We start from the raw sequence: 24,794 nt of genomic DNA, 5'->3' as shown, positions 1-24,794 counted from the left end.
GAGCACTTGCGCGTGTGGATCCGCAGGTTCGGCTTATCGCCGCAACTGCGGTTCAGCCCACGTCGCCGTCGACGTAGACCCAGCGCCCCGCGCGACGGGAGAAGCGCGAGTGTTCGCGGAGTTCGCCGGGGCCCTCGGCGTCAACGTAGCGCGCGATGAAGTCGACCGTGTCGTCAGACGATGCGAGGATCGTCAGCCCCGTCCACCGCAGCGACGGATCCATCGAGAGGTCGTCGGGGCGGGTGCGCGGGTGCCAGGTGCGCGCGAGGTAGAACGCATCACCCTTCGCGAAGGCGGAGTACCGCGAGCGCATGAGCTCCTCCGCCGTCTCGGCGTCGCGTGCGCCGCGGTGTAGCGCGCCGCAGCACGCGTCGTAGTCGGCGGATCCACAGGGGCAGGTGGTCATGGATCCATTCTCTCGCCTGCGGGCGCGCGCCGATCCCGGATGCCCGCCCACGAGACGACGCCGCCCGCCGCGAGGAGCGCCGCGACGATGATGCACGCGCGGTGGAAGCCCGCGAGATCGAGCAACCCGCCGACCGCGGTGCCGATCATCGCGACGGCGATGAGACCGGCCACGCGTGAGACGGCGTTGTTGACGGCGCTCGCGATGCCGCTGCGCTCGGCGTCGATCGCGCCGAGGATCGTCGACGTGAGCGGCGAGACGGTCGTCGTCAGTCCGAGGCCGAAGACGACCATGCCGGGCAGGACCTGCCACCAGTAGTCGAAGTCGTCGGCGACGAGCAGCAGGATCAGCGAGCCGGCCGCCATGAGCAGGGGGCCCGCCGTCATGAACCAGCGCGCGCCCCATTTCCCGGCCAGCTCGCCGGCGCGCGAACTGAACAGGATCATGAGGATCGTCACCGGCAGGCTCGCGAGCCCCGCGAGCGTCGCCGAAAGCCCCGCGCCCTGCTGCAGGTAGATCGCGAGCACGAAGCCGTTGAGCGAGAGCGCCGCATAGACGAATGCCGTCGCGAGGTTGCCCGTCCAGAAGTTCCTTACCCGGAACAGCCCGAGGGGGAGGATCGGTGAGCGGGACGTGCGCTGCCGCAGGAGGAACAGCGCGAACAGCGCGAGCCCGCCGATCGCGGCCGCGAGGATCGCCGGATCCGCCCAGCCGCGTCGCGGCTGCTCGATGAGCGCAAATACGACGCCGCCGAGGCCGAGCACGCACATTGTCGCGCCGAGCGCGTCGATCCGCGCGTCGGGGCGGCGTTGCGGATCCCGGATCCCGCGCGCGAGCCAGAGCGTCGCGGCGATCGGGAGGACGTTGATCAGGAAGGCGAGGCGCCAGCTCGCGAGGTCGACGAGCGCGCCACCGATCAGCGGTCCCGCGATCATCGCACCCGTCGTGAACGACGTCCACGTGCCGATGGCCTTCGCCCTCGCCGGCTCGTCGAACGCAGAGGTGATGAGGGCGAGTGAACTCGGGACGAGGAAGGCGCCGGCGGCGCCCTGCAGGAGGCGCGCGGCGATGAGGATCAGGGGATCCGGCGCGATGGCGATCGCCACCGAGGCGACGCCGAATCCGACGAGGCCGATGCGCAGTACGAGCGCGCGCCCGAAGGAGTCGCTGACGGATCCCGCGACGAGCATCAGGGCGCCGAGCGTCACGAGATACCCGTCGACGACCCACTGCTGCGTCGCGAGTCCGCCGCCGAGCTCCCGGTCGATCGCGGGCAGGGCGACGTTGACGATCGTGCCGTCGAGGAACGACACGAACGAGGCGAGGATCGCGACCCAGAGGATCCGCGTCGGCGAGGGCATCGTCTACGCGCCCGTCGTGGGCGTGACGTCGTCCGGAGAGGTCTTCATGCGCCCATTCTCCCGCTCCCGCGGGGGCGCGAGGGCCCGATCGGTGCGTCGTTCGTCGACGTCGCCGGCGGCCTGCCCTGGCCGATGCCTCTCGCGCCGGGTCGGAATACCACTAGGGTGGCGCCTATGGGCACCCGAAAAGTCGACAAGGCACCTGTGTTCGCGGGGGTCATCGATACCCCGCGCGGACACGATCTTCTCAACGCGAAGCCGTTCGTGGCGGGCCTGGCGCGTTTCATCACGCATTGTCAGACGCCGATGACGATAGCTGTCCAAGGAGACTGGGGTACGGGCAAGACAAACACGATGCTCCTCGTGGAGAGTGAGCTTGCACCGCACGCTCACTTTCGCCTTTCGGATCCTCCCGAGGAGAAGCCCGATGCCGTCCGGGGCGAACCGATCTACACGATCCGGTTCAACACCTGGCAGTATTCGCAGTTCGACATGGGCGAGAAGCTTGTCGGGAGCATGCTCGAAAACCTCGGGGCGCATCTGCTCCTCGCAAACTCCGCGTCGAAGAGTGCAAAGCGAGCGGAGTTCCTGAAATCGGTCGCTCCCATTGCCTCGGCGACGGGTATCGGGCTGCTCCGTGCGGGACTGACCGCTGCGGGAGGAAGCGCGCTCGGCGGCGTGCTCGACGAGGTTACGCGCGCGTTCCACAGCGCGCACTCCGCGGATGGAGCGGATGCCGCGGCGACGTTGGTGAATGTCCGCGAGAAGTTCGCCGCCGCGGTCGATGAATTGGTGAGCGCCGCGCCCGGGGTGGACCACACACCTAAGGGACGAGTCGTTGTCTTCATCGACGATCTCGACCGCCTCGAGCCGCGCAAAGCCGTCGAGCTCATGGAAGCCCTCAAGCTTTTCCTGGATGTACCGCATTGCGTGTTCGTGCTGGCCATCGACTTCGAGGTCGTCAAGCGCGGCGTGATGCAGAAGTACGACCTCACAGACAAAGGAGACGAAGCGAAGGCGCGTGCGTTCTTCGACAAGATCATCCAGGTTCCGTTTCAGCTGCCGGTCAGCGCGTACAGGGTCGATGAATTCATCGAAACCTTGATCGCGCAGATCGGGATCGAGCTGCGCGGCGCAGAAGAGAAGAGGGTGTTCGGACAGTTGGTCGCCGCCTCGGTCGGGAGCAATCCGCGATCGATCAAGCGCCTGATCAATACCTTCTCGCTCCTCCGAATGATCGCGGATATCTCCAAGAGCGACACGGGCGATCACAGCGTCGGTGATCTGCAGCTCTTCGCGGTGCTCTGCTTGCAGACCGCGTACCCCGATGCCTACGCCGCGATCGTCGACACGGAGGCCATCGAAGATCACGAACTCGTGCAGAGCTACATCATGCCGGATGAGGAGGGCGGCGGCACGGGCGAGATCTCCGCAGAGGACGCCCAGCGCAACGAAGCCGAGTACGCGGGCCTCGGCATCGAGCGCGGTGCGACGCGCTTCGCGGCGCTCGGCAAGGTCATCGGGGATCAGTTCCTCGTTGGCGGCGCGTTCGACCGGGCGACATTCACCGCCGCGATGACGCAAGCGATGACGACGAGCTCGGGTGGTTCCTCATCTCAACCGCAAACCGGAACCCGCGGAAAGAAGTATGGCGCCGCGGCGCGCCGGGCCCACATGGAGCAGCGGGGATGGCGCGCGCTCGATGCCGCGCTCCACGGCCCGGAGGAGTTCGTGCGGGTTCTCGAGACGTATAGCGACGACATCCGGGTGGGCGCGAGCTCGTCGTCTCCGCAGGATTGGGTCATCGAGTCGAACGGTCGGCGCATCGGCATGGTCGTGATCAGGCAGCGGTTCTTCCACGTCACCTTTGAGCCGCGATGGGCGAACGAGCCCCATCCCGGATACTGGCTCGACAAGCTTCGGGAGAAGTTTCAGGACCTCGATCATTCGCGTATCAATTCGAATGACAACAAGTGGTTCTCGGTGGGGCAGATCCGCCCGGAGGAGACCGATCTTCGTCGGCGTCTCGCCGAGTTCTGGCTCGATATCGCGCGCTCGCGTCTCGTTATGCAAGCCTGAGCTTCGTTTGTCAGTGGACCCGCCTAGCCTTGTACGCATGGCCACGAAACGTTCCTCCGCCCCCGCGTACGTCTGCTCCGAGTGCGGGTGGACGACGATGAAGTGGGTCGGGCGGTGCGGCGAGTGCCAGCAGTGGGGCACGGTCCAAGAAGCCGGCATGACGGCGAAGGCGGCGGCGAAACGCGTTCAGTCGTTGGCTCCCACGGCCTCGGCGCGGCCGATCACGCAGATCTCCACGAGCGACTTGCCGCGGCGTCAGAGCGGTGTGGGGGAGTTCGACCGGGTGCTCGGCGGGGGCATCGTGCCGGGCGCGGCGATCCTGCTCTCGGGCGAACCCGGGGTCGGCAAGTCGACGCTGCTGCTCGAGGTCGCGGCGCGGGCCGCAAAGGAGGGGCGCCGCGTGCTGTATGTCAGTGCGGAGGAATCGGTGGCACAGGTGCGCCTGCGCGCCGAGCGCACTGACGCCCTGCACGACGAGCTCTTCCTGGCCAGTGAGGTCGATCTCGCGACGGTTCTCGGGCACATCGACCAGGTCGAGCCCGAGCTCGTCATCGTCGACTCCGTGCAGACGGTCGCCTCCGCGGATCAGGATGGCGCGGCGGGCATGCCGGGCCAGGTACGGGAGGTCGCCTCGACGCTGATCCGCGTGGCAAAGGAGCGCAGCCTGCCCATCATCATCGTCGGTCACGTGACGAAGGACGGGAACGTCGCGGGCCCCCGCGTGCTCGAGCACCTCGTCGACGTCGTATGCCACTTCGAGGGAGACCGACAGACGGCGCTGCGCTTCATTCGTGCCCTGAAGAACCGCTTCGGCCCGACGGACGAGGTCGGTTGCTTCGAGATGACGGGCGCGGGGATCCGCGAGGTCCCGGATCCGTCCAGCATGTTCCTCTCGAAGGGCGACCCCGAGGCGGGCACGTGCGTCGGAATCTCCATGGAGGGCCAGCGGGCACTGCCGGTCGAGGTGCAGGCGCTGACGATCCCCACCAACGCCCCCAATCCGCGTCGCGTCGTGCACGGCGTCGACTCGTCACGCGTCGCCATGGTGCTCGCCGTCCTCGAGCGCCGCGCCGGGATCAAGACCAGCGACCAGGAGGTCTACGTCTCGACGGTCGGCGGGGTGCGCTTCTCCGAGCCGGCCGCCGATCTCGCGATCGCCGCCGCGGTCGCCGGATCCATCAAGAACTTCGCAATACCGCGCGACATCGCGGTGTCCGGTGAGCTGTCGTTGGCGGGTGAGGTGCGCCCCGTGACGCAGGCGGCCCAGCGCCGCACCGAGGCGAAGCGGCTCGGCTACACGCACACGATCGACGACAGGGCAGGGCGACTGCAGAGCGCGCTCGACGCCCTGATGACCCGCAGCCCGCGCGCGAGCGGCGGCAAGCGCCGCGCCAAGCTGACCGAGGACGACATCGCGCCGTTCTGATCGGCCGGAATGCCCTCAGCGTCGGGTTTATATGCCTGCGATCGGGCCTCCCGTGACAGATATATCTGCCCTAGTCTTCTTGAGACCCCTGAAATATCTCTCGAGGAGACGATGTGTCGCGCCTGCCCCGGTTCTTGAACGGAACGATGTCACGCAAAGCAACTGCAATTTTGGTGGGGGCTGTGCTCGCCGGGGGGATCGTGATCGGGAGCGTGGGCGGCTCGTCGAGCAGCTCCGCCGAGATCGACGAACTGACCGCAGAGAACGCACTGATCTCGGCCCAGCTAGAAGCCGCCGAAGATCGCGCCGACGCCGCGTCAGTTGATTCCGAACAAGCTCGCTCGGCAGCAGAAGAGCTTGAGGACACTACTGCGGATCTTCAGCGTCAGATCGACGATCTCGGGAGCGCGATCGAGGTGGAGAAACAGAAGGCGGTGGACGCGGCTCAGGAGGCGGATGAGGCGCTTCAGCAGGCCGAAGAGGCTTCGGCACTTGTGGACGAGCGCGACGCACGAATCGGTGAGCTCGAAGCTGCCGCCGCTGCCGCGACGCCGGTGGCGCCCGAGCCCCAGCCGGAGCAGGCTGCGGTCGAGAGCGGCGGTAGCGTTTCCTACAAGAATTGCTCGGAGGCGCGAGCGGCGGGAGCGGCACCGGTGTACCGCGGTGACCCCGGTTACGCCAGTCATCTTGACCGCGACGGCGACGGCGTGGGTTGCGAGTAACGCAGTTCCCAGGGGAACAAAGCTCAGTAGCGGGTGGTTGACGCTCATATGACCGACACGACCTCCGCTCCTGCGCGCCTCGGAATCGATATCTGGCTCGACGTGGCCTGCCCCTGGTGTCTGCTGGGCGAACGCCGGCTCGACGCCGTCATCGAGAAGTTGCCGTTCGGCGAGAACGTCGACGTGCGCTACCACTCGTACCAGCTCGACCCGACGCTCCCCGAGAAGGCGACGCAATCGCAGGCGGAGTACCTGGCGGGGCGCGGTTTCGATCCGAAGATGCTCGAACAGAGCCACCAGCACCTGAGCGCCGGCGCCGCCGAGGTGGGCTTCGAATTCAACCACGACGCCGTCGTTCCCGCGAACACCTTCACCGCGCATCGCCTCATCCAGGCGGCAGCGGGCGAGGGCGTGCAACGGCAGGTCGTCGACGCCCTCTTCCTCGCCTACTTCCAGAACGGGCTCGATGTCGGCGACCACGCCGCATTGAAGAGCGTCGTCGTCGACGCGGGTCTGTCCGCTGAGGCCGCCGACGCTGTGCTCGCGGACCCCGCGAAGCACGCGGCCGACGTCGAGGGCGACATCGCGCAGGCGGCGCAGCTCGGGATCCGTGGGGTGCCGTTCTACGTGCTCGACGGTCGCTACGGCGTATCCGGTGCGCAGCCGATCGAGGTCTTCCAGCAGGCGCTGACCCAGGTCTACGACGAGCTCAACCCGAAGCCGGCCCTCAACCTGATGACCCCCGACGGCGAGGTCTGCGGCCCCGACGGCTGCCCCGTCTGACCGGTGCGGGCACCGGCCATCGATGCCGGTGCCCGCACGGCTCGCCCCAGAAAAGCAGAAAACCCCTGGTTACCCAGGGGTTTTCTTGTGGCGGTGACGGCGGGATTTGAACCCGCGGTAGGGGGTTACCCTACACAACATTTCGAGTGTTGCACCTTCGGCCGCTCGGACACGTCACCGAGATCAAGCTTACGGTCGTGGCTTCGAGGTGCCAAATCCGGCGTCGATGCCCGGGCGTGTCGACGCCGCCTACGCCACCTTTGCGGCGATGTCGGTGCGGAACTGGCCGCCCTCGAGCCCGATCTTCGCGATCGCTTCGTAGGCGCGCGAGCGCGCGATCGCGAAGGTGGATCCGGTGCCGACGACGTTCAGCACGCGGCCGCCGGTCGCGATGAGCGTGTCGCCCTCGAGCGCCGTCGCGGCGTGCGTGATGTGGACGCCCTCGACCGCGGCCGCCTCGTCGAGGCCGGTGATCTCGCGGCCGGTGACGGCGGAGGCGGGGTATCCCTCGCTCGCGAGCACGACGGTGACGGCGACATCGTCGGAGAAGACCGGTCGCGGCTGGTCTTCGAGCGTGCCGGTCGCGGCTGCCATCAGCAGTTCGGCGAGCGAGGTCTGCAGGCGCGGCAGAACGATCTGCGTCTCGGGGTCGCCGAAGCGCGCGTTGAATTCGATCACGCGCACGCCCTGCTCGGTGATGATCAGGCCGGCGTAGAGCAGGCCGATGAACGGCGAGCCGTCGCGGTCGAGCTCGGCGATGACGGGCTTCGCGACCGTCTCGGTGACCTCGTCGACGAACGCGTCGACGCTGCCGAACTGATCCGCGAGCCAGGGGAGCGGCGAGTAGGCGCCCATGCCGCCCGTGTTCGGCCCCTGGTCGCCGTCGAGGGCGCGCTTGAAGTCCTGCGCGGGGCTGAGCGGCCGCACGGTGTCGCCGTCGCTGAGGAAGAAGAGCGACACCTCGGGGCCCGAGAGGAACTCCTCGACGAGCACGGGTCCGCTCGGCAGGAATGCCGAGGCGTGCTCGAGCGCTGCCGCGCGATCGTCGGTGACGATGACGCCCTTACCGGCGGCGAGACCATCGGCCTTGACAACGTAGGGCGCGCCGAACTCGTCGAGCGCCGCGGCGGTGTCGTCGAGGGTGCGGGCGTGCACGGCTCGGCCCGTGGGGACGTTCGCGTTCTCCATGATCCGCTTGGCGAACGCCTTGGATCCTTCGAGCTGCGCGGCGCGCTTGCCGGGGCCGAAGACGGGGATCCCGTGCTCGCGCAGCGCGTCGGCGACACCCGCGACGAGGGGCGCCTCCGGCCCGACGACGACGAGGTCGACGCCGTGCGACTTCGCATACGCCGTGACGCTCGACGGGCTCATCATGTCGACGTCGACGAGCGCCGCGTCGCGCCCGATGCCGGCGTTGCCCGGGGCTGCGAGCACCTCGTGCTGCGCAGCATCAGACCTGAGGGCAAGGACAATTGCGTGCTCACGTGCGCCGGAGCCGAGAACGAGGATCTTCACCCCTCCAGGGTACCGGCGGAGACAATGGGTGCATGGCTCGAAAGATCGACACCGAAGAAGGCCGCGCCGCGGTCCGCGCCGCGCTCGGCGATGCCCCCGCCCGTCAGCAGACGGCGATGGCCGTGCGATACCTCCTGCAACTGCTCGAGGAGAAGGCCCCGGGCAAGAGCGTGGAGGTGCGGGTACCGCCCTTCGGTGCGGTCCAGGTGATCCAGGGGCTCTCGCATCACCGCGGCACGCCGCCGAACGTCGTCGAGACCGACGCGGCGACCTGGCTCGCGCTCGCGACGGGCGCGAGCACGTGGACGGACGCGGTATCGGAGGGCAGGATCGCCGTGTCCGGCACCCGTGCAGACATCTCCGGGATCCTTCCCGTGCGCTGGTGAGACCGCTCACAGGGTGCGAGTGCGAACATTGACGGCATGGATGATGCACGTGCCGAGAACGAAGCTGTTCGCGTGAGTCAGGTGAGCCCCGTGGCCGTGCGGCGTTCGCCCAAGTACGGCGTCTTCACCGCCATCGGCGTGGCCCTCGGCCTCATCGCCGCGCTCATCCTCACCTTCGCCTTCACCGGCACGAGCGAGCCGAGTCCGTTCACCGAGGTGCGGTACTCGCAGTCGCAGACCTTCGGATTCATCCTGCTGTGGTGCGTCCCCGCGGGCATCGCGGTCATGCTGATCCTCGCGATGATCCTCGACCGCACTGTCGGCCGTCGCACGCGTCAGGTCAACGTCGTGCGCGAAGTCACCGACGAGACGGGTTCGCTCGACTGAGGAGCCAGTCGGCCGCGCGGTGGCGGTACCGCGTGATTCCCTTGTAGTCGGCCATGTCCTCGGGCAGTTCGCGGAGCACGTTTCCGATGCGCTCCGCCCAGCCCGGAACCTCGGCAAGCGCGCGGAGCGGTTCGAGATACGAGCGGATCAGGAACATGATCGCGCCCGAGTGCGGCAGGCGGATCAGGTGCTGCACCTCGACGCGCAGGTGCAGGCGGTCCGGCAGGGCGGGGTCATCGACGACCTCGACGCGGTCTGGCCCCCACTCCGGGTAGCTTTCGGTGGAGGTGTCGAGCCGGCCGTCGACCGACATCGTCCAATTGGTGCGCCGGAAGGCGTCGTGCGGCTGCATGCGCAGCAGGAACTGGTGCGCCCGCGCGATGATCCGCTCCTCGTGGATCTCCAGGAAGCGCATGCCGGTGTCGAAACCCATCGACCAGTCGGCGGCGAAGGTCACGACGCCCGCGTCGAGCCAGAGCGCGTTCTCGCGCTGGTCGAGCAGGGCGATGTCCTCCTGGATCTGCGTCGCGAGGAAGGCGAGCGGCCCGCCGGGCAGCGAGGCGTCGTCGCCGTAGGCGGCCTTGAGTTCGAGCCCCTGCAGCGCATTGACCCAGCGCAGCCGCGTGCCCTCGCGCGTGAAGCTCATCGTCTCGGGGTAGCTCGCGGCGAGCTCGGAGAGGCAGTACACCAGGGCGTCCCACTCGGCCGCCCGCATGTGGGGCGCGGTCGCCGCGCGGGTCGGGTCGCTCGACAGGATCCGCGCCCGCAGCGCGAGCTCCCGCGCGTATCCGTCGTCGATCTCGAGGATCCGGTCGCCCCAGAGCCCCGCCGCGGTCTTCTGGGCCCCGCGCGCGGGTTCGACGTTCGTCGAGTACCGGTAGGTGTCGTCGCGAAAGGGGAAGGGGAAGCGGTCGAGCCGGGCGGCGGTCGTGATCACAGGTCGAGCTCCAGTTCGGTATCGACGCAGCGGGAGACGCACGGCATGATCGCCGACTCGCGCTCGTCGTCGCTGAGGTAGGAATCGCGGTGCAGGGGTCGCCCGACGCGCACGGCCAGGACACACTCGCCGCAGACCCCCTGCCGGCACATGTTCGGAATCGCGCGCCCGGCGCCCTCGAGCGCCTCGAGCAGCGAGACGCCCGCGGGCACGCTCACGCGCTCGCCGCTGCGCGCAAGCGTGGCGGTGAAGGGCGCCCCCGGATCCAGCTGCGCCGATCCGAACGCCTCCGAGTGGAGGCGGTCCTCGGGCCACCCCGCCGCCCGCGCCTCGCCGAGGACGCGTTCCATGAATCCCTCGGGGCCGCAGGTGTACAGATGGGACCCGAGGGGGCGGTCGCCGAGGAACCCGGCGAGGGCCTGCGGCAGCGACGCGCGCCCCTCGCAGGCGACGAGCTCGAATCCCGCGACCCGTGCGACGTCCTCGAGGTCGTCGAGGTGGGCATCGGATCCGGGCGCGTGCACGTACAGGATCGCCGCGCGCCGGCCCCAGGCGGCGGCTGCGCGCGCGTGCGACAGGATCGGCGTGACGCCGATCCCGCCCGCGATCAGCAGGTGCAGACGCGCATCGGCGACGGGCGCGAAGGCGCTGCGCGGGCGGGACGCGCGCACGGCGTCGCCGACCGCGAGGGTGTGCATGAAGGCGCTGCCGCCCCGCCCCTCGTCGCGCCGCAACACGGAGAGCGTGTAGCGCTCGGGGAAGATCCCCTCGCCGGTGAGCGAATAGGCGTTCGCCTGCCCGCCGCACCCGACGACGAGGTGGCTGCCGGCGGTGAAACCGGGAAGCTCCTCGCCGCCGGGGGCCGCGAGCGCGATCGAGCGGATTCCGCCGGGCCGCTCGACGACGTCGGCGACGACGAGGTCCAGTCCGTTGCGCAGGGCGGGCAGCGTCACGGCGGTCACCTGGGGGTCTCCGCGTCGACCTTGTGGCCGAGATACGCCGCGTGGCTCCGCGAGAAGTGCTCGTTCGCGACGAGCCTCAGCCCGCATCCCGCGCACGCGATGACGGATCCGGTGGGGCCGTCGAGCGGGGTGCGCTCGCGGCAGTGGGCGCAGAGCACCACGCGGGCGTCTCGATCGGTGACGCGGATCGCGATCTCCGAGTCGAGCCCGCCCGCGCGGCGGATTTCGGCCCGCGCGGCGTACACCGTGCGCTCCGGCCCCACGATGGCGAATCGGACCCCGACCCGCGCGTCCTCGAGCGCCGCGCGCAGCTCGCGCAGGTCCACCTCGGCCCCGATCGACCGGACGGCCACGCGCGTGACCGGCACGGCCGGAACGAGGATCGCGAGGCGCTCGCCGTCGCAGCGGACGACGATGACCGATCGGGCGCTCGCGAGCGCCGTCATGTCCTCGTCGCGGGGCGCGTTCGAGTGGCGCCGCGCCACCGGGGGTGCGAGCAGGCTCATATCGCCTGCGTGCCTTCTTCGCCGGTGCGCACGCGCACGATCCGCGAGATGTCGACGACCCACACCTTGCCGTCGCCGATCTGCCCGGTGCGGGCACCGGCGACGATCGCGTCGACCGTGGCATCCTCGCGCTCGGCGGAGACGACGATCTCGATGCGCACCTTGTCGCGGAGCTCGATCGCATGGGCCTCGCCGCGGTAGTACTCGGTGCGGGAGGCGCCCGCGCCGTGGCCCTTGACGACGGAGGCAGTGAGTCCGGTCACGCCCACGGCGCTCAGGCTCTCGCGCACGTCGTCGAGTCGGTCGGGCTGGATGATGGCGGTGATCAGCTTCATGGCGGTCCTCAGATGCGGTCGAAGTCGTACGCGGTCTCGGCGTGCAGGGCGCGGTCGAGGCCGACCGCTTCCTGCTTGGCGCTGACCCGGATGGGACGGATCTTGTTCATGACCCAGGCGATCGCGTAGGTCATGCCGAAGGAGTAGACGAGCGTGACGGCGATGGCGATGGTCTCGGTCACCGCGAGCATCGGATCCCCTCCGAAGACGATGCCGGTCAGGCCGGCCGGCGCGGCCGAGGAAGCGAAGAGCACCGCCAGGTAGGTGCCGACGATGCCACCGATGCCGTGCACCGCGAATGCATCGAGCGCGTCGTCGACGCGGCGGCGGCGCAGCCAGGTGATTGCCCACGCGACGACCGCACCGCAGACGAGGCCGAGCGGGAGGCTCGCGAGGGGCGTGACGGCGTCGGCCGTCGGGGTGATGCCCACGAGACCGGCGATGAGTCCCGATGCGAAACCGAGCATGGTCGCCTGCCCGTCGCGGAAGTGCTCGATGAGGGCGAAGCCGAGGCCGCCGCCGAGGGCCGCGAGGAGCGTCGTGAAGACCACGTAGCCGGCGAGGAAGTTGGCGCCCGCGGCCGTACCGCCGTTGAACCCGATCCAGCCGACGAAGAGCATTCCCGCGCCGAGCAGCACGAGGGAGATGTTGTGCGGCCGGCCGTGCGATGTCCGTCGCGGACCGAGCACCGCGGCGAGGGCGAGGGCCGAGGCGCCGGCGTTCATGTGCACGGCCGTGCCGCCCGCGTAGTCGTGCAGGCCGAGCACGTTGCGCATCCAGCCGCCCACGACGCCCGACTCCTCGTCGCTGAACGCGAAGACCCAGTGGGCGAGGGGAGCGTAGACGAGCACGATCCACAGCGCGGAGAACACCAGCCAGGCGCCGAAGCGCATCCGTCCCGCGCCTCCGGAAGCGACGATGCCGATGCTGATCGCGGCGAAGAGCGTGTAAAAGGCGCCCCAGTACGCGGCGTCGGATCCGTCGTCGGCCGTGAAGGCCGTCCAGCCCGCGTACTCGAGCGGGTTGCCGATGAGGCCGAGGCCACCGACCGAGTCGCCGAGCACGAGACCGTGCCCGAATGCGACGTAGACGAAGGCGGTGACGGCCATGGAGCCCATCACCATCATGAACATGTTGAGGGCGTTTCGCCCCTTCATCATTCCCCCGTAGAAGAGGGCGAGTCCGGGGAACATGAGAAGGACGAGCGCGAAGGCTGCAAGCATCCAGGCGAGGTCGGCGGCGGGCATGGGAATCCTTTCGTCGTCGCCCGGGAGGGGGCGATGCGATAACCATCGCGGAAACCCTCGCCCCGGCCATTTCTGAGCTGTGTCGGAGGCGTTTCAATGCGCCGGGCGGCTTTTACATGGTGGAAACGCGTGCGTTCGCTCCGTGATCGCCGGCGCCCGTAGCGTTCCCGGCATGCAGACAAGCAGTGCGAAGCCGACGCTGACGAAATGGACCATGGAGCAGCTGGCGCGGCGGGGAATCGTGACACCGGAGGCTGTGGATCCGCAGCCCTGGCGGAACGGGTTGGGGACCACGCGCGTGATCCACGAATCGCTCGCGTGGCGGCTGAGCCTCGCGGAGATCCGCGGAACGCTCTCGTTCTCACTGTTCCCGGGGATGGAACGGATCCTCGTTCTCGTGAGCGACGCTCCGCTGACGCTCACGATCGACGGCGAGCTGCGGCGGCTGACGCGCGGGCGGATGGTGCGCTTCCCCGGTGAGGCCGCTGTGCTTCCCACCCCCGCCTCCAGCGGGGCGACCGTGCTGAACCTCATGACGGCCCGGTCGATCGCCGAGCCCATCGCCTCGCCGCTCTGCATCGGCGACGGCCTCGAGGTGCCGCCGTCGGAGACGAGAATCGTCGGGATCCTCGCCGGAGAGCTGCGCTGGAACGATATCCCGTTGCCCGTCGGCACCGTGCTCCTGCCGAGCACGCGGCACCGAACGCTGGCGGGCGAGGGGGAGGCGATCGAGCTTCGCGTGCAACCGGTATCCGAGGCTGACTGAGAGTTCGTCATTCGGGCGAGCGCACAGGTGTATCGCCGGTAAACTCGTGGGGTGACTTCCTCCACTTCGCCCGCCGAAGCGCCCCGTTCGACGTACTCCGAAGCAGGAGTCGACACCGCGGCCGGCGACCTCGCCGTCGAGCTCATGAAATCGTCCGTCCGGGCCACGCAGGGGCCCGAGGTCCTGGGCGGAGTGGGTGGCTTCGCCGGACTCTACGACGCCTCGTTCCTCAAGGAGTACCGCCACCCGCTGCTCGCGACGAGCACCGACGGCGTCGGGACGAAGGTCGCGATCGCGCAGGCGCTCGACAAGCACGACACGATCGGTCAGGACCTCGTCGGCATGGTCGTCGACGACATCGTCGTGACGGGCGCGAAGCCGCTGTTCATGACCGACTACATCGCGACGGGCAAGGTCTACCCCGAACGCATCGCCGACATCGTCCGCGGTATCGCGGAGGCGTGCAGCGCCACCGGCACCGCTCTCGTCGGCGGTGAGACGGCGGAGCACCCCGGGCTTCTCGGCCCCGATGACTACGACGTGGCGGGCGCCGCAACCGGTGTCGTCGAGAAGGACGAGATGCTGGGCGCGCACCTCGTGCAGCCGGGCGATGCGATCCTCGCGCTCGAATCGAGCGGCATCCACTCCAACGGATACTCGCTCGTGCGCCACATCCTGAAGAACGCCGGCCTCGGCTACAACGACCACGCGGCTGATCTCGGCACCACCTGGGGCGAGGCGCTCCTCACGCCGACGCGCCTGTACACGCTCCAGCTCCTCAACCTCATCCGGAACGTCCCGGGATCGGTTCACGCGCTGAGCCACGTCACGGGTGGCGGCATCGCGGCGAACCTCGCCCGCGTGCTTCCGAAGGGATCCTGGGCGGAGGTCGATCGCGCAAGCTGGAGCCCCAGCCCGGTGTTCCGCGCGCTGAGCGACGTGGCGGGCACCTCGCTTGAGTCGAGCGAGGGCACCTGGAACCTCGGCATCGGTTTCTTCGCCGTCGTGGCGCAGGACAAGGTCGACGAGGCGGTCGCCTCGCTCGCGGCCGACGGGATCCCCGCCTGGCAGACCGGCACCGTCGCGTTCGGCGACGCTCCGGAAGACGGATTCGAACAGGGCGCCAAGGGGGTCGACGGCGGGGCCGTGCGACTCGTCGGCCAGTACGCAGACGGAGCGAAGTAACACACACATGTGCGGCATCGTCGGAATGGTCGGTCGCGGCCACGTCAATCAAGACATCTATGACGCGCTGCTGCTCCTGCAGCACCGCGGGCAGGATGCGACGGGCATCGCCACGGCGGAGCCCAACGGGGTCATGCACATGGCCCGCAACAAGGGCATGGTGCGCGAGGCGTTCCGCACGCGCGACATGCGATCGTTGCTCGGCAACGTCGGGCTCGGCCACGTGCGCTACGCGACGAAGGGCACCGCGTCGAGCGAGGAAGAGCTGCAGCCGTTCTACGTGAACGCGCCCTACGGCATCACCCTCATCCACAACGGAAACCTCACGAACACGCGCGAGCTGACCACCGACATGGCGCAGCGCGACCGCCGCCACCTCAACTCGTCGAGCGACACCGAGCTGCTGCTCAACGTGCTCGCGAGCGAGCTGCAGGAGACCACGAGCACCGTCGACCTGGATGCGGAGCGCATCTTCCAGGCCGTCGAGCGCACCCACAAGCGCATCGAGGGTGCCTACGCCGTCATCGCGGTCATCGCGGGGTACGGGCTGCTGGCGTTCCGGGATCCGTTCGGCATCCGTCCGCTGATCCTCGGACGCCGCTCGAACGCCGACGGCACCGACGAGTGGGTCGTCGCGAGCGAGTCCCTCGTGCTCGAGAACGGCGACTACGAGATCGTTCGCGAGGTCGCGCCGGGCGAGGCCGTGTTCATCACGAACGACGGCGAGCTGTCCCGCAAACAGTGCGCGGAGGACGCGATCCTCGCGCCGTGCTCGTTCGAGTACGTCTACCTCGCGCGCCCCGACTCGGTCATGAACGGCCAGAGCATCTACGAATCGCGTCTCCGGATGGGTGAGAAGCTCGCGCGGACCATCGCGAAGCACATCCCCGAGGGCGAGATCGATGTCGTGATGCCGATCCCCGACTCATCGCGTCCCGCGGCGATGGAGGTCGCCCGCGTGCTCGGGCTCGAGTATCGCGAGGGCTTCTACAAGAACCGCTACGTCGGCCGCACCTTCATCATGCCGGGGCAGGAGACGCGCAAGAAGAGCGTGCGCCAGAAGCTCAACGCGATGTCGAGCGAGTTCGCCGGCAAGAAGGTGCTGCTGATCGACGACTCGATCGTGCGCGGCACGACGAGCCAGCAGATCATCCAGATGGCCCGCGACGCCGGCGCGATCAGCGTGACGTTCGCGTCTGCGGCGCCGCCCGTGCGCTACCCCCACGTCTACGGCATCAACATGCCGACGGCGGACGAACTCATCGCCCATGAGCGCACGATCCCGGAGATCGGCGAGGTGCTGGGCTGCGACCACATCGTGTTCCAGGAGATCGACGACCTGCGCGACGCGATCATCGAGGGCTGTGCCGCCGGGGGCGTTCAGCTCGACGACGTCGAGATGAGCTGCTTCGACGGCCGCTACATCACGGGAACCGTCACCGACGAATACCTGGAGTGGGTCGCCGCGACCCAGAGCTCCTAGGGACACCCGGGGATCCCTGGGATGCAGTGACACGGCCCTCGCGAATGCGAGGGCCGTGTCGCGTCTGCGGGCGGCGTCAGTTGTCGAGCGACGCCGCGCGGAAGATGCCGATGATGCCGGTCACGACGAGCGAGACGCCGAGGAACAGCCACATCCACACGGCCGACAGCACGGGGGAGAAGATCACGAACGCGCCGGCGAGGATGCTGACGATGGCGAAGAAGATCGTCCATCCCTTGTGAGCCCGGTCGGATCCGGGGACGGCGGGGCTGCCGATCCGGAGCGAGGTGAGCGAGACGACGCCCTCGAAGATCCACGAGATCCCGATGAAGGTCGTCACCATGACCGCGAGGAGCAGGGTCGACGCGCCCAGGTTGAAGAAGGCGACGACGCCGGAGGCGAGGAAGAGGATCCCGAGCAGAATCAGGCCCGCGCGGGTCCACCCCGTGAGGCCCTTCGAGGTGATGCCGCTGGCGAGCTGCAGGAGGCCCGCGGCGATCGCGTAGATCGCGATGAGGATCGTCACGGCGAATGCCGATTTGATGGGCCAGATCAGCATCACGAGACCGAAGACGATCGCGACGATGCTGCTGATGAGGATGGCGGTGCGCAGGCCCTGCCGGACGGCGAATCCGGGTCGCGCGCTCTGGGTCTCGGACGACATGCTGACTCCTGGTGTGAGAGGGGTGTACTCGTTCCGACAGTAGCGCCGCGGGTGCGACGGCGGATAGTCATCGTGGCCGGCTCGTCGCCAAGCTGGGAGTTTGCTCGAACGGTTGCCCAACGCGATACATCGTGTTTTACTCGAGCTATATCGCGAACTTGGAGGCGACAATGGCACACGAGAAATGGATCATCCACCCAGGTGAGACCCGTGTTATCGACATCGACGGCATCACCCGGCTGAAGGCGGGGCTCGTCGGAGGACAGATCGACATCGTCGGTCACGACGAGGATCACGTGCGGGTGGAGGTGCACAGCGTCGCGGTCAAGGAGCTGCGCATTGAGGTCGACGGCACCGAGCTCGAGATCGATCACCCGCAGGTGCGCTGGGACAACTTCATCAAGACCTTCGTCAACGTGGGCTCCTCGGGCCCCCGCGCCGAGATCTCGGTCGCGGTTCCGCGCCGCCTCGCGCTCTCGCTCGGTGTCGTCTCGGCGAGCGCCCTCGTGGCGGGTCTCGAGGAGGACGCGACGATCAACACCGTGTCGGGTGACGTTCTCGTCGACGGCCTGATCGGCGACCTGAATACCCACGCCGTCTCGGGCGACGTGCAGGTGCGCGGGCTCGACGGCGACTTCTCGAGCGACATCGTCTCGGGAGACATCGCGGTCGCGGGTCGCGTGCACACGACCGACATCAACACCGTGACCGGCACGGTCGTGATCGACGCGGAGGGCGCCCTACAGAAGGCGACCGTCAACGCGGTCTCCGGATCCGTCACCCTGCGGATCGACGACGAGTACCCCGCGCGCTACAACGTGCACACGCTGAGTGGCCGCGTGCAGGTCGACGGTGTCTCGCGCTCGAAGAACTACGACGGTCACGCCGGTGCGCTCTCGGGCATGTTCGCGGAGGTTCGGGCGAACACGGTCTCGGGCGACATCACGATCCTGCGCCGCAACGGCATCGCCCCGCAGATCGAGGTCGACACCCAGGTCGAGTGGCCGAACGGGGGCGAGAAGTAATGCCTCCCGTCTTTAGCCACGGCGATCTGCGCCTCTACCTGCTGAGCCTCCTCGCCGAGCGGCCGCTGCACGGCTACGGCATCATCCAGGCGCTGTCGGAGCGCACGGGTGGCACCTACACGCCGAGCGCGGGCACGATCTACCCGCGGCTGGCGAAGCTCGAGGATGAGGGGCTCGTCACGAAGACCCAGGAGGGTCGCACCACCATCTACGAGATCACCGACGCGGGCCGCGCGGAGGTCGCGCAGCGCGCCGACGAGATCGACGGGATCCAGAGCGGTCTCAGCGACTCGGTGCGGATCATCGCCGAGAGCGTGCGCAGCAACGTCCGCGAGGCGATGAAGAGCATGCGGGCCGACTTCGCCGCGGCGGCGAAGCAGCCGCCGGCACCCGAGGAGCCGCCGGCGGAGGATCCGCGAGCGGCCGCGCGGATCCAGCTCGCCCGCGCGGAGACCGTGCTCGCGGGCTTCCGCGCCACGATCCGCGCCGACCTCCGCACCCATATCGCCCGGGGCGGCGCGCTCACTCCCGAGCTCGTCGACGCCCTGACGAAGGACCTCGACGGAGTGACGGCGCGGGTGCGCGCCTCGCTCGGCTGACGCCCCATAGAGGAGCCCCTCCGCAGGCCGATGACACCGCATCGGCCCGCGGAGGGGCCCCTCTGCTTTCGGGAGGCCCAGCCGCACGGCGTAAACTCGGGTCATATGGCCCGACTGCAGGAATCACCGAGGTGGCTCCGCGTCGCCGTCTGGGCTGTCGGGAGCCTCGCCTACTTCGCCGCGATCATGTCGCGCACCTCGCTGTCGGCGACCGCGTCGATCGCGAGCGAACGCTTCGATCTGTCGAGCAGGGATCTCGCGGCGTTCGGGATCCTGCAGATCCTCGTGTATGCGCTCGCCCAGATCCCCGTCGGGATGCTCATCGACCGTCTGGGTGGCCGCGCCGTCCTGCTCTCGGGCGTCGTGATCGTCGCGGCCAGCCAGCTCGCGGTGGGCTTCGGCGGATCCTTCGGCGTGCTGCTCGCGGCCCGCGCGGTCGCGGGGCTCGGGGACGCGCTCGTCTTCCCCTCCGCGGTTCGGCTCACGGCCGTCGCGCTCCCGAGCAGGTGGGTGCCGGCCGGCACCCAGCTCACGGGGGTCATCGGCACCTTCGGCATGATCGTGTCCGCGACCCCGCTGTTGGCAGTCGTCGGCGCGGCGGGTTGGCCCGCGGGCTACGCGATCACGGCGGCGTTCACGGGCGTCGTGGCGCTCATCTCCTTCGGTGTGCTCCTGCTCATGGGTGCGGATCCGTCCCGTACCGCGAGCGGTGAGGGGATCGGATCCGTGCTCCGCGGCACCGCGGAATCGATGCGCCAGCGGGGCGCGTGGCTCGCGTTCACGGCGCACCTGATGACCGGTGCGTCCTTCACGGCATTCGCCGTGACGTGGGGGCCGTTGTTCCTCGAGCACGGCGCGGGCCTCGGCGCCGCGGGCATCGGGCTGTTCTTCACCGTCGTGCCCATCGTCGGGATGGTCGCGGGAATCATTCTGGGGCGCGCCGTCGTCGGGCGTCCGCGCCTGCGCGCCCGGATCCTTCAGGGCACCGTGATCGTGCAGGTGGTCGCGTGGGTGCTGGTGCTCTGGTGGCCGGTGCCGACGCCGGGCGTGCTGCTAGCGCTACTCGCCTTCGCCCTCGGCATCGGGGGACCGGTGTCGGTCACGGCGTTCGATATCGCCCGGGAGTGGGTGCCGGGGCACCTCGCGGCCCGCGCCAACGGCATCGTCAACACGGGCGGGTTCTCGGGCGGGCTGGTGGTGATCTGGCTCACGGGAGCCATGCTCACGCTGCAGGATGCCTCGCAGCCGGGCGACTACTCGATCGAGTTGTTCCGCGTCGCCTACCTGCCGATGCTCGGGATTCTCGTGCTCGCGCTCGCCGCCTTCGTCGTCCTCAACCGTCGCGCTCGCTGAACGATTCGGGTACGGCAAACGCCGCGGGTAGGACACCCGCGGCGTTCACTCCAGATGAGAGGTCAAACCCTCGCGGGCTCGTCGTCCTCATCTTCGTTGTCATACATGTCGGCCCAGCGGTCGACGTACTGGTCGTCGGTGCTGTGCGTGAGTTCACGCTCGAGCGCCGCGTAGTCCACATCCGGACTAAACGACTTCAGTTCACGAGCGAGCTTTGTGTGCTTCGCCTTCTGACGGCCACGCCCCATAGCGCGTCGACCCCCTTAAACGTTGATCTGCAGGTGAATGAACCCTATTCAGATACATGCTTACATGGCACCCGGTGAAAGACCGGAAAGAGTAAGCTTCAGGATACCACGGGGCCTGAACCGAGGGCTCCGCAGGCGGGAGGTGTGCCACCGATGTCCGAGATCTCACAGGCCGCTCAGGCGGCGGAAAAAGACCTTCACGGCGCCGTAATCGCGGCGATTATCCCCGACCAGCCCGCGCGCGTCGTCACCGAGGCCGCGCATTATGCGAACATGCTCGGAGTTCCGCTCGTCGTCGTCCACGTCGATGTGACGCGCTTCGTGACCTACGAGGATCCCGACGGGGCGCCGCACACGGCGCCCATCGACATCAACGTCGACGCGGGGGCCGAAGAGCTCGCCGAGGTGCAGAAGCACGTCGCCGAGGCGCTCGCGAAGCAGGACGTCGAGTGGACGACCGTGCAGCTCGTCGGAGACCCCGCGCTGGCGATCAAGCACTACGCCAACAAGATCGATGCGCCGCTGATCGTCGTCGGCACGCGCAAGCGCGGTTTCGGGGAGTCGCTCCGCGAGTTCTTCACCGGATCCGTCGCCGCGCGCCTGTCGCACCGGCAGCACCGGCCGCTCCTGGTCGTGCCGCTCGGCGAGCCGGTCGCCGACGAGGCGCCCATCTTCGACGAGGCGTGAGCGTCATACCGTGGTCTGATCTTCATCCGATCGAAAGCAGAAACATAGCTTCGGCATGACAGACTGACCCCGCCGATACACGTCTGTATTGAACCCCGGGGAACCCTGTGTCGAAACTCTCTGTTCTCAGTCTGAAGAACCGCGCGCTCATCGCGCTGATCACGATCTGCGTGGCGATCGTGGGCGGCTTCAGTCTCACGAACCTCAAGCAGGAGCTCATGCCGCCGGTCGAGCTGCCGGCGCTGCTCGTCACGACCACCTACCCGGGCGCATCGCCCGATGTCGTGGAGGCCGACGTCTCCACGCCCATCGAAGAGGCGATCCAGACGGTGCCCGGCCTCGACAGCTCCTCCGCCACGAGCTCCTCGAACGTGTCGATCGTGCAGGCGATGTTCGACTACGGCACCGACATGGCCACGGCCGAGCAGAAGATGCAGCAGGCGATCAACCGGGTCTCCGCGCAGCTGCCCGAGTCGGTGGATCCGCAGGTCGTCGCGCTCTCACTCGACGAGCTGCCGGTGGTCCAGGTCGCCGTGTCCGGATTCGAGGATCCCGCGACGGCTCAGGAGCAGCTCGACGAGCTGGTGATCCCCGAGATCGAGGACGTCGAGGGCGTCGGTACGGCGTCGGTCGCGGGAGCCGCGGGTCAGCGCATCACGATCGTTCCGGATCAGGAGAAGCTCGCCGCCGCGGGGCTCACGCAGCAGGCGATCACCGACGCGCTCGAGCAGAACGGCAACCTGTTCCCCGGTGGCGAGATCACGGAGGACGGCCAAACCCTGACGGTCCAGACCGGCGTCAAGATCGGCTCCGTAGACGAGCTACGCGAGCTGCCCCTGGTGGCCTCCGGGGCTCCGCAGGTGGATCCGGCGACCGGGCTGCCCGTGCCGCCGCAGGCCTACACGATCGCGGACGTCGCGAGCGTGGATCTCGAGGACGACCCGACCACGTCGATCTCGCGCGTCAACGGCGAGGACGCGATCTCGATCGCCGTCACGAAGCTCCCGACCGGCAACACCGTCGACGTATCGGCGGGCGTCCTCGACGCCCTCGACCGGTCGGGCGAGCAACTGCCGGGCGTCGAGTTCACGGTCGTCTTCGACCAGGCGCCGTTCATCACCGACTCGATCGAGACCCTCGCGACCGAGGGGCTGCTCGGTCTCGTCTTCGCGGTCGTGGTGATCCTCGTCTTCCTCCTGTCGATCCGTTCGACGCTCGTGACGGCGATCTCGATCCCGACGAGCGTGCTCGTGACCTTCGCGAGTATGCAGGTGTTCGGCTACTCGCTCAACATGCTCACCCTCGGGGCACTGACGATCTCGATCGGCCGCGTGGTCGACGACTCGATCGTCGTGATCGAGAACATCAAGCGCCACTATGTGGAGGGCGCCGACAAGGGCGACGCGATCCGCCTCGCCGTGCGCGAGGTCGCCGGCGCCGTGACGGCGTCGACCGTGACGACCGTCGCAGTGTTCCTGCCGATCGCCTTCGTCGGCGACATGGTCGGCGAGCTGTTCCGTCCGTTCGCGATGACGGTGACGATCGCCATGGCGGCATCGCTGCTGGTGTCGCTCACGATCGTTCCCGTGCTGGCGTATTGGTTTATGAAGCCGGGCAAGCCGCTTCTGACCGAGGCGGGGCACCGCATCGACCCCGAGCACCCCGACGCTCCGAAGTCGCGCCTGCAGAAGGCGTACCAGCCGATCCTCTCCTGGACCCTGAAGCACTCGTGGTCGACCCTCGGGATCGCCGTGGTCGTGATGATCGGCACGGTCGCGCTCGCGCCGCTCATGAAGATCAGCTTCCTCGGCGACATGGGGCAGAACTCCCTCACGGTGACGCAGGATCTCGGCGAGACCGCGTCGCTCGACGCGCAGGATACGGCCGCCGCCGAGGTGGAGGATGTGCTGCGCGGCATCGACGGCGTCGACACCGTGCAGGTGACCATCGGATCCTCCGGCGGCATGGGCGCGCTCCTCGGCGGATCCGGCATCACCTACTCGGTGATGACCGACGCCGACGCGGATCAGGCGGCGCTGCAGGAAGACGTGACGGCGGCGCTCGCCGACATCGAGGACGCGGGTGAGATCACCGTACAGTCGGCCGCCGGAATGGGAATGTCGAGCGACATCGCCATCACGATCGAGGCCGCCGACGACGCCACGCTGCGCGAGGCCACCGAAGCCGTGACCGGCGCACTCGAGGGCCGCGATGGAATCGAGCCGCCGAGCAACTCGCTGCAGTCGGACATGCCGTATATCTCGGTCGACGTCGATCGCGCGAAGGCCGCCGCGGCCGGGCTCAGCGAGGCCGCCGTCGGCGCCATGGTGAACTCGACGATGCAGCCTGCCGAGGCCGGATCCGTCGAGCTCGATGGATCCTCGCTCACGATCTACGTCGCGAACGAGCAGCCCCCGGCAACGGTCGATGAGCTGCGCCGCATGCCGATCCCGACCGCCGCCGGCGTCGTCGAGCTCCAGTCGATCGCGACGGTCGACGAGTCGACGAGCCCCGCGTCGATTTCGACGCAGGGCGGGCAGCGCACCGCCACCGTGACGGTCGCGCCGGCGACCGACAACCTCCAGACCGCGACGGTCGCGGTGCAGGCGGCGCTCGACGAGGTCGATCTGCCCGACGGAGCGCGCGCCACGATGGGCGGCGTCGCCGAGCAGCAGGCCGACTCCTTCGAGCAGCTGGGCCTCGCGATGCTCGCGGCGATCCTGATCATCTACATCGTCATGGTCGCGACCTTCAAGTCGCTGCGCCAGCCGCTGCTGCTGCTCGTCTCGGTGCCGTTCGCCGCGACGGGGGCGATCCTGCTGCAGGTCATCACGGGCGTGCCGCTCGATGTCGCCTCCCTCATCGGCGTGCTGATGCTCATCGGCATCGTCGTCACCAACGCGATCGTGCTCATCGACCTCGTCAACCAGTACCGCTCGCACCACGGCCTGAACGTGCACGACGCGACCCTTGCGGGGGCCTCGATGCGTCTGCGTCCGATCCTGATGACGGCGCTTGCGACGATCTTCGCGCTCACGCCGATGGCGATCGGCATCACCGGCCACGGCGGCTTCATCTCACAGCCGCTGGCCATCGTGGTGATCGGCGGCCTGGTGTCGTCGACCTTCCTGACGCTGATCGTGCTCCCGACCCTGTTCAACCTGGTCGAGGGCGCGAAGGAGCGCCGCAAGGCCCGCCGCGGCAAGACGGATCACGACCCGCAGCCCCACGGCCCGACCCCGGGCGAGGGCGGCGTCATCACGGCCCCGCAGCTCCGCCGCCGGCGCGGCTGAGCCGGATCCGCGGGGCGGCCTGGCCCGCACTGCGGAAATGGCCCCGAACTGCGGAGCTCCTCAGGGGATGCTTCCGCAGTTCGGGGCCATTTCCGTCGTTTCGGTTCTCGCGCTGTGCGCTGGGCTCGATGTGCGGAGGTGGCCCGTAGCGCGGAGAGGGAGCCCGGGTGGTTCCGTAGTTCGGGGTCATCTCCGCAGCTCGGGGTTGCGCGTGGCGCGCTGGGCCGGATCCGCGGAGGTGGTCCAGTAGTGCTGAGAAGGCGCCTGTCTGGATCCGTAGTTGGGGGTCATGTCCGAAGTTTGGATTCTCGCGGTATGCGTTGGTCTCGATCTGCGGATGCGCACGCGTAGTGCGGAGAGGGAGCTCGGTTGAACCCGCAGTTCGGGTCTATCTCCGCAGCTAAGTGCTGCCGTGCAATGCGCTGGGCTGGATCTGCGG

General features: G+C 68.6%; 24 protein-coding genes and 1 tRNA gene. 14 read left to right on the top strand and 11 right to left on the bottom strand.

Annotated features, from left to right (window positions below; genetic code table 11):
* Positions 1-52 precede the first annotated feature (52 nt).
* Both IEX05_RS10320 and IEX05_RS10315 read right to left on the bottom strand, forming a co-directional pair.
* Positions 53-406, bottom strand: a complete 354-nt coding sequence (locus IEX05_RS10320; RefSeq protein ID WP_188701563.1) for a YchJ family protein — start codon at positions 404-406, stop codon at positions 53-55.
* The gene (locus tag IEX05_RS10315; RefSeq protein ID WP_188701562.1) at positions 403-1,767 is read right to left on the bottom strand and encodes an MFS transporter; all 1,365 of its coding nucleotides are present in this window, start codon (positions 1,765-1,767) and stop codon (positions 403-405) included. The genes IEX05_RS10320 and IEX05_RS10315 overlap by 4 nt, the downstream gene beginning before the upstream one ends.
* 174 nt (positions 1,768-1,941) lie before the next feature.
* Here IEX05_RS10315 and IEX05_RS10310 point away from each other — a divergent pair, with 174 nt between their 5' ends.
* From IEX05_RS10310 to IEX05_RS10295, 4 genes are all read left to right on the top strand, one after another.
* Complete coding sequence (locus IEX05_RS10310; RefSeq protein ID WP_188701560.1) at positions 1,942-3,846, top strand: KAP family P-loop NTPase fold protein; 1,905 nt, start codon at positions 1,942-1,944, stop codon at positions 3,844-3,846.
* 37 nt (positions 3,847-3,883) lie between these two features.
* The gene (gene radA / locus IEX05_RS10305) at positions 3,884-5,272 is read left to right on the top strand and encodes a DNA repair protein RadA (RefSeq protein ID WP_188701558.1); all 1,389 of its coding nucleotides are present in this window, start codon (positions 3,884-3,886) and stop codon (positions 5,270-5,272) included.
* A 113-nt stretch (positions 5,273-5,385) separates the two neighbouring features.
* Complete coding sequence (locus IEX05_RS15440; protein WP_268237872.1) at positions 5,386-5,994, top strand: excalibur calcium-binding domain-containing protein; 609 nt, start codon at positions 5,386-5,388, stop codon at positions 5,992-5,994.
* Between the two features lie 48 nt (positions 5,995-6,042).
* Entirely contained in the window at positions 6,043-6,777 is a 735-nt protein-coding gene (locus tag IEX05_RS10295; RefSeq protein WP_188701556.1) for a DsbA family oxidoreductase, read from the top strand.
* An 88-nt stretch (positions 6,778-6,865) separates the two neighbouring features.
* Here IEX05_RS10295 and IEX05_RS10290 read toward each other — a convergent pair.
* Together IEX05_RS10290 and purD are read right to left on the bottom strand one after the other, a co-directional pair.
* Positions 6,866-6,956: transfer RNA gene (locus tag IEX05_RS10290), tRNA-Ser, on the bottom strand.
* 70 nt (positions 6,957-7,026) lie between these two features.
* The gene (gene purD, locus IEX05_RS10285) at positions 7,027-8,292 is read right to left on the bottom strand and encodes a phosphoribosylamine--glycine ligase (protein ID WP_188701554.1); all 1,266 of its coding nucleotides are present in this window, start codon (positions 8,290-8,292) and stop codon (positions 7,027-7,029) included.
* A gap of 32 nt (positions 8,293-8,324) precedes the next feature.
* Here purD and IEX05_RS10280 point away from each other — a divergent pair, with 32 nt between their 5' ends.
* Entirely contained in the window at positions 8,325-8,678 is a 354-nt protein-coding gene (locus tag IEX05_RS10280) for a sterol carrier family protein (RefSeq protein ID WP_188701552.1), read from the top strand.
* 36 nt (positions 8,679-8,714) lie between these two features.
* On the top strand, positions 8,715-9,065 hold the full coding sequence (locus IEX05_RS10275; protein ID WP_188701551.1) for a potassium transporter Trk: 351 nt from the start codon (positions 8,715-8,717) through the stop codon (positions 9,063-9,065).
* On the opposite strand, the gene IEX05_RS10270 is transcribed toward IEX05_RS10275, so the two are convergent.
* The 5 genes from IEX05_RS10270 to IEX05_RS10250 are packed head-to-tail and all read right to left on the bottom strand — an operon-like array spanning position 9,037 to position 13,052.
* The gene (locus IEX05_RS10270; protein WP_229661252.1) at positions 9,037-10,002 is read right to left on the bottom strand and encodes a heme-dependent oxidative N-demethylase family protein; all 966 of its coding nucleotides are present in this window, start codon (positions 10,000-10,002) and stop codon (positions 9,037-9,039) included. The genes IEX05_RS10275 and IEX05_RS10270 overlap by 29 nt on opposite strands.
* The gene (locus IEX05_RS10265; RefSeq protein WP_229661251.1) at positions 9,999-10,964 is read right to left on the bottom strand and encodes a PDR/VanB family oxidoreductase; all 966 of its coding nucleotides are present in this window, start codon (positions 10,962-10,964) and stop codon (positions 9,999-10,001) included. Before IEX05_RS10265 ends, IEX05_RS10270 begins: the two co-directional genes overlap by 4 nt.
* Positions 10,961-11,470, bottom strand: a complete 510-nt coding sequence (locus IEX05_RS10260) for a dimethylamine monooxygenase subunit DmmA family protein (RefSeq protein WP_188701545.1) — start codon at positions 11,468-11,470, stop codon at positions 10,961-10,963. Before IEX05_RS10260 ends, IEX05_RS10265 begins: the two co-directional genes overlap by 4 nt.
* Positions 11,467-11,805, bottom strand: coding sequence for a P-II family nitrogen regulator (locus IEX05_RS10255; RefSeq protein WP_188701543.1), 339 nt, complete (start codon positions 11,803-11,805; stop codon positions 11,467-11,469). Before IEX05_RS10255 ends, IEX05_RS10260 begins: the two co-directional genes overlap by 4 nt.
* Before the next feature lie 8 nt (positions 11,806-11,813).
* Positions 11,814-13,052 carry an ammonium transporter gene (locus tag IEX05_RS10250; protein ID WP_188701541.1) on the bottom strand — a complete coding sequence of 413 codons (1,239 nt, stop codon included), beginning with the start codon at positions 13,050-13,052 and terminating at the stop codon, positions 11,814-11,816.
* A 172-nt stretch (positions 13,053-13,224) separates the two neighbouring features.
* Between IEX05_RS10250 and IEX05_RS10245 the strand changes: the two genes are divergently transcribed.
* From IEX05_RS10245 to purF, 3 genes are read left to right on the top strand one after another with little or no spacing between them, the layout of a single operon-like run.
* Entirely contained in the window at positions 13,225-13,818 is a 594-nt protein-coding gene (locus tag IEX05_RS10245) for a HutD family protein (protein ID WP_188701539.1), read from the top strand.
* Between the two features lie 51 nt (positions 13,819-13,869).
* Positions 13,870-15,003, top strand: coding sequence for a phosphoribosylformylglycinamidine cyclo-ligase (purM, locus tag IEX05_RS10240; protein WP_188701538.1), 1,134 nt, complete (start codon positions 13,870-13,872; stop codon positions 15,001-15,003).
* A 7-nt stretch (positions 15,004-15,010) separates the two neighbouring features.
* Positions 15,011-16,486, top strand: coding sequence for an amidophosphoribosyltransferase (purF, locus tag IEX05_RS10235; RefSeq protein ID WP_188701536.1), 1,476 nt, complete (start codon positions 15,011-15,013; stop codon positions 16,484-16,486).
* 76 nt (positions 16,487-16,562) lie between these two features.
* On the opposite strand, the gene IEX05_RS10230 is transcribed toward purF, so the two are convergent.
* Positions 16,563-17,150 (bottom strand): HdeD family acid-resistance protein, encoded by a 588-nt coding sequence (locus IEX05_RS10230; RefSeq protein WP_188701534.1) that lies wholly within the window; start codon positions 17,148-17,150, stop codon positions 16,563-16,565.
* A gap of 170 nt (positions 17,151-17,320) precedes the next feature.
* On the opposite strand from IEX05_RS10230, the gene IEX05_RS10225 reads away from it, so the two are divergent.
* The 3 genes from IEX05_RS10225 to IEX05_RS10215 all read left to right on the top strand — a co-directional run bounded on the left by IEX05_RS10225 (position 17,321) and on the right by IEX05_RS10215 (position 20,127).
* Positions 17,321-18,175, top strand: coding sequence for a DUF4097 family beta strand repeat-containing protein (locus IEX05_RS10225; protein ID WP_188701532.1), 855 nt, complete (start codon positions 17,321-17,323; stop codon positions 18,173-18,175).
* Positions 18,175-18,774 carry a PadR family transcriptional regulator gene (locus IEX05_RS10220; protein ID WP_188701530.1) on the top strand — a complete coding sequence of 200 codons (600 nt, stop codon included), beginning with the start codon at positions 18,175-18,177 and terminating at the stop codon, positions 18,772-18,774. The genes IEX05_RS10225 and IEX05_RS10220 overlap by 1 nt, the downstream gene beginning before the upstream one ends.
* A 105-nt stretch (positions 18,775-18,879) precedes the next feature.
* Positions 18,880-20,127: an MFS transporter gene (locus tag IEX05_RS10215; protein ID WP_188701528.1), complete on the top strand. Its 1,248-nt coding sequence runs from the start codon at positions 18,880-18,882 to the stop codon at positions 20,125-20,127.
* Between the two features lie 62 nt (positions 20,128-20,189).
* Here the strand turns inward: IEX05_RS10215 and IEX05_RS10210 are convergent, their stop codons facing one another.
* Positions 20,190-20,375: a DUF3073 domain-containing protein gene (locus IEX05_RS10210; protein WP_188701525.1), complete on the bottom strand. Its 186-nt coding sequence runs from the start codon at positions 20,373-20,375 to the stop codon at positions 20,190-20,192.
* Positions 20,376-20,528: 153 nt separating this feature from the next.
* On the opposite strand from IEX05_RS10210, the gene IEX05_RS10205 reads away from it, so the two are divergent.
* Positions 20,529-21,062: a universal stress protein gene (locus IEX05_RS10205; protein ID WP_188701524.1), complete on the top strand. Its 534-nt coding sequence runs from the start codon at positions 20,529-20,531 to the stop codon at positions 21,060-21,062.
* 107 nt (positions 21,063-21,169) lie between these two features.
* Positions 21,170-24,355: an efflux RND transporter permease subunit gene (locus tag IEX05_RS10200; RefSeq protein WP_188701522.1), complete on the top strand. Its 3,186-nt coding sequence runs from the start codon at positions 21,170-21,172 to the stop codon at positions 24,353-24,355.
* Positions 24,356-24,794: the final 439 nt, after the last annotated feature.

Source organism: Microbacterium nanhaiense, from assembly GCF_014646015.1.
GTDB classification, from domain to species: Bacteria; Actinomycetota; Actinomycetes; order Actinomycetales; family Microbacteriaceae; genus Microbacterium; species Microbacterium nanhaiense.
The sequence above is the reverse complement of the archived record's forward strand: the minus strand, read 5'-3'. Positions and strand labels throughout refer to the sequence as shown.

What these genes read in the sequence shown, in the direction of transcription:
- IEX05_RS10320 (WP_188701563.1), bottom strand. Translation starts at nt 406, where the DNA reads ATGACCACCTGCCCCTGTGGATCCGCCGACTACGACGCGTGCTGCGGC.
- IEX05_RS10315 (WP_188701562.1), bottom strand. Translation starts at nt 1,767, where the DNA reads ATGCCCTCGCCGACGCGGATCCTCTGGGTCGCGATCCTCGCCTCGTTC.
- IEX05_RS10310 (WP_188701560.1), top strand. Translation starts at nt 1,942, where the DNA reads ATGGGCACCCGAAAAGTCGACAAGGCACCTGTGTTCGCGGGGGTCATC.
- radA (WP_188701558.1), top strand. Translation starts at nt 3,884, where the DNA reads ATGGCCACGAAACGTTCCTCCGCCCCCGCGTACGTCTGCTCCGAGTGC.
- IEX05_RS10295 (WP_188701556.1), top strand. Translation starts at nt 6,043, where the DNA reads ATGACCGACACGACCTCCGCTCCTGCGCGCCTCGGAATCGATATCTGG.
- IEX05_RS10280 (WP_188701552.1), top strand. Translation starts at nt 8,325, where the DNA reads ATGGCTCGAAAGATCGACACCGAAGAAGGCCGCGCCGCGGTCCGCGCC.
- IEX05_RS10275 (WP_188701551.1), top strand. Translation starts at nt 8,715, where the DNA reads ATGGATGATGCACGTGCCGAGAACGAAGCTGTTCGCGTGAGTCAGGTG.
- IEX05_RS10260 (WP_188701545.1), bottom strand. Translation starts at nt 11,470, where the DNA reads ATGAGCCTGCTCGCACCCCCGGTGGCGCGGCGCCACTCGAACGCGCCC.
- IEX05_RS10255 (WP_188701543.1), bottom strand. Translation starts at nt 11,805, where the DNA reads ATGAAGCTGATCACCGCCATCATCCAGCCCGACCGACTCGACGACGTG.
- IEX05_RS10250 (WP_188701541.1), bottom strand. Translation starts at nt 13,052, where the DNA reads ATGCCCGCCGCCGACCTCGCCTGGATGCTTGCAGCCTTCGCGCTCGTC.
- IEX05_RS10245 (WP_188701539.1), top strand. Translation starts at nt 13,225, where the DNA reads ATGCAGACAAGCAGTGCGAAGCCGACGCTGACGAAATGGACCATGGAG.
- purF (WP_188701536.1), top strand. Translation starts at nt 15,011, where the DNA reads ATGTGCGGCATCGTCGGAATGGTCGGTCGCGGCCACGTCAATCAAGAC.
- IEX05_RS10230 (WP_188701534.1), bottom strand. Translation starts at nt 17,150, where the DNA reads ATGTCGTCCGAGACCCAGAGCGCGCGACCCGGATTCGCCGTCCGGCAG.
- IEX05_RS10225 (WP_188701532.1), top strand. Translation starts at nt 17,321, where the DNA reads ATGGCACACGAGAAATGGATCATCCACCCAGGTGAGACCCGTGTTATC.
- IEX05_RS10220 (WP_188701530.1), top strand. Translation starts at nt 18,175, where the DNA reads ATGCCTCCCGTCTTTAGCCACGGCGATCTGCGCCTCTACCTGCTGAGC.
- IEX05_RS10215 (WP_188701528.1), top strand. Translation starts at nt 18,880, where the DNA reads ATGGCCCGACTGCAGGAATCACCGAGGTGGCTCCGCGTCGCCGTCTGG.
- IEX05_RS10210 (WP_188701525.1), bottom strand. Translation starts at nt 20,375, where the DNA reads ATGGGGCGTGGCCGTCAGAAGGCGAAGCACACAAAGCTCGCTCGTGAA.
- IEX05_RS10205 (WP_188701524.1), top strand. Translation starts at nt 20,529, where the DNA reads ATGTCCGAGATCTCACAGGCCGCTCAGGCGGCGGAAAAAGACCTTCAC.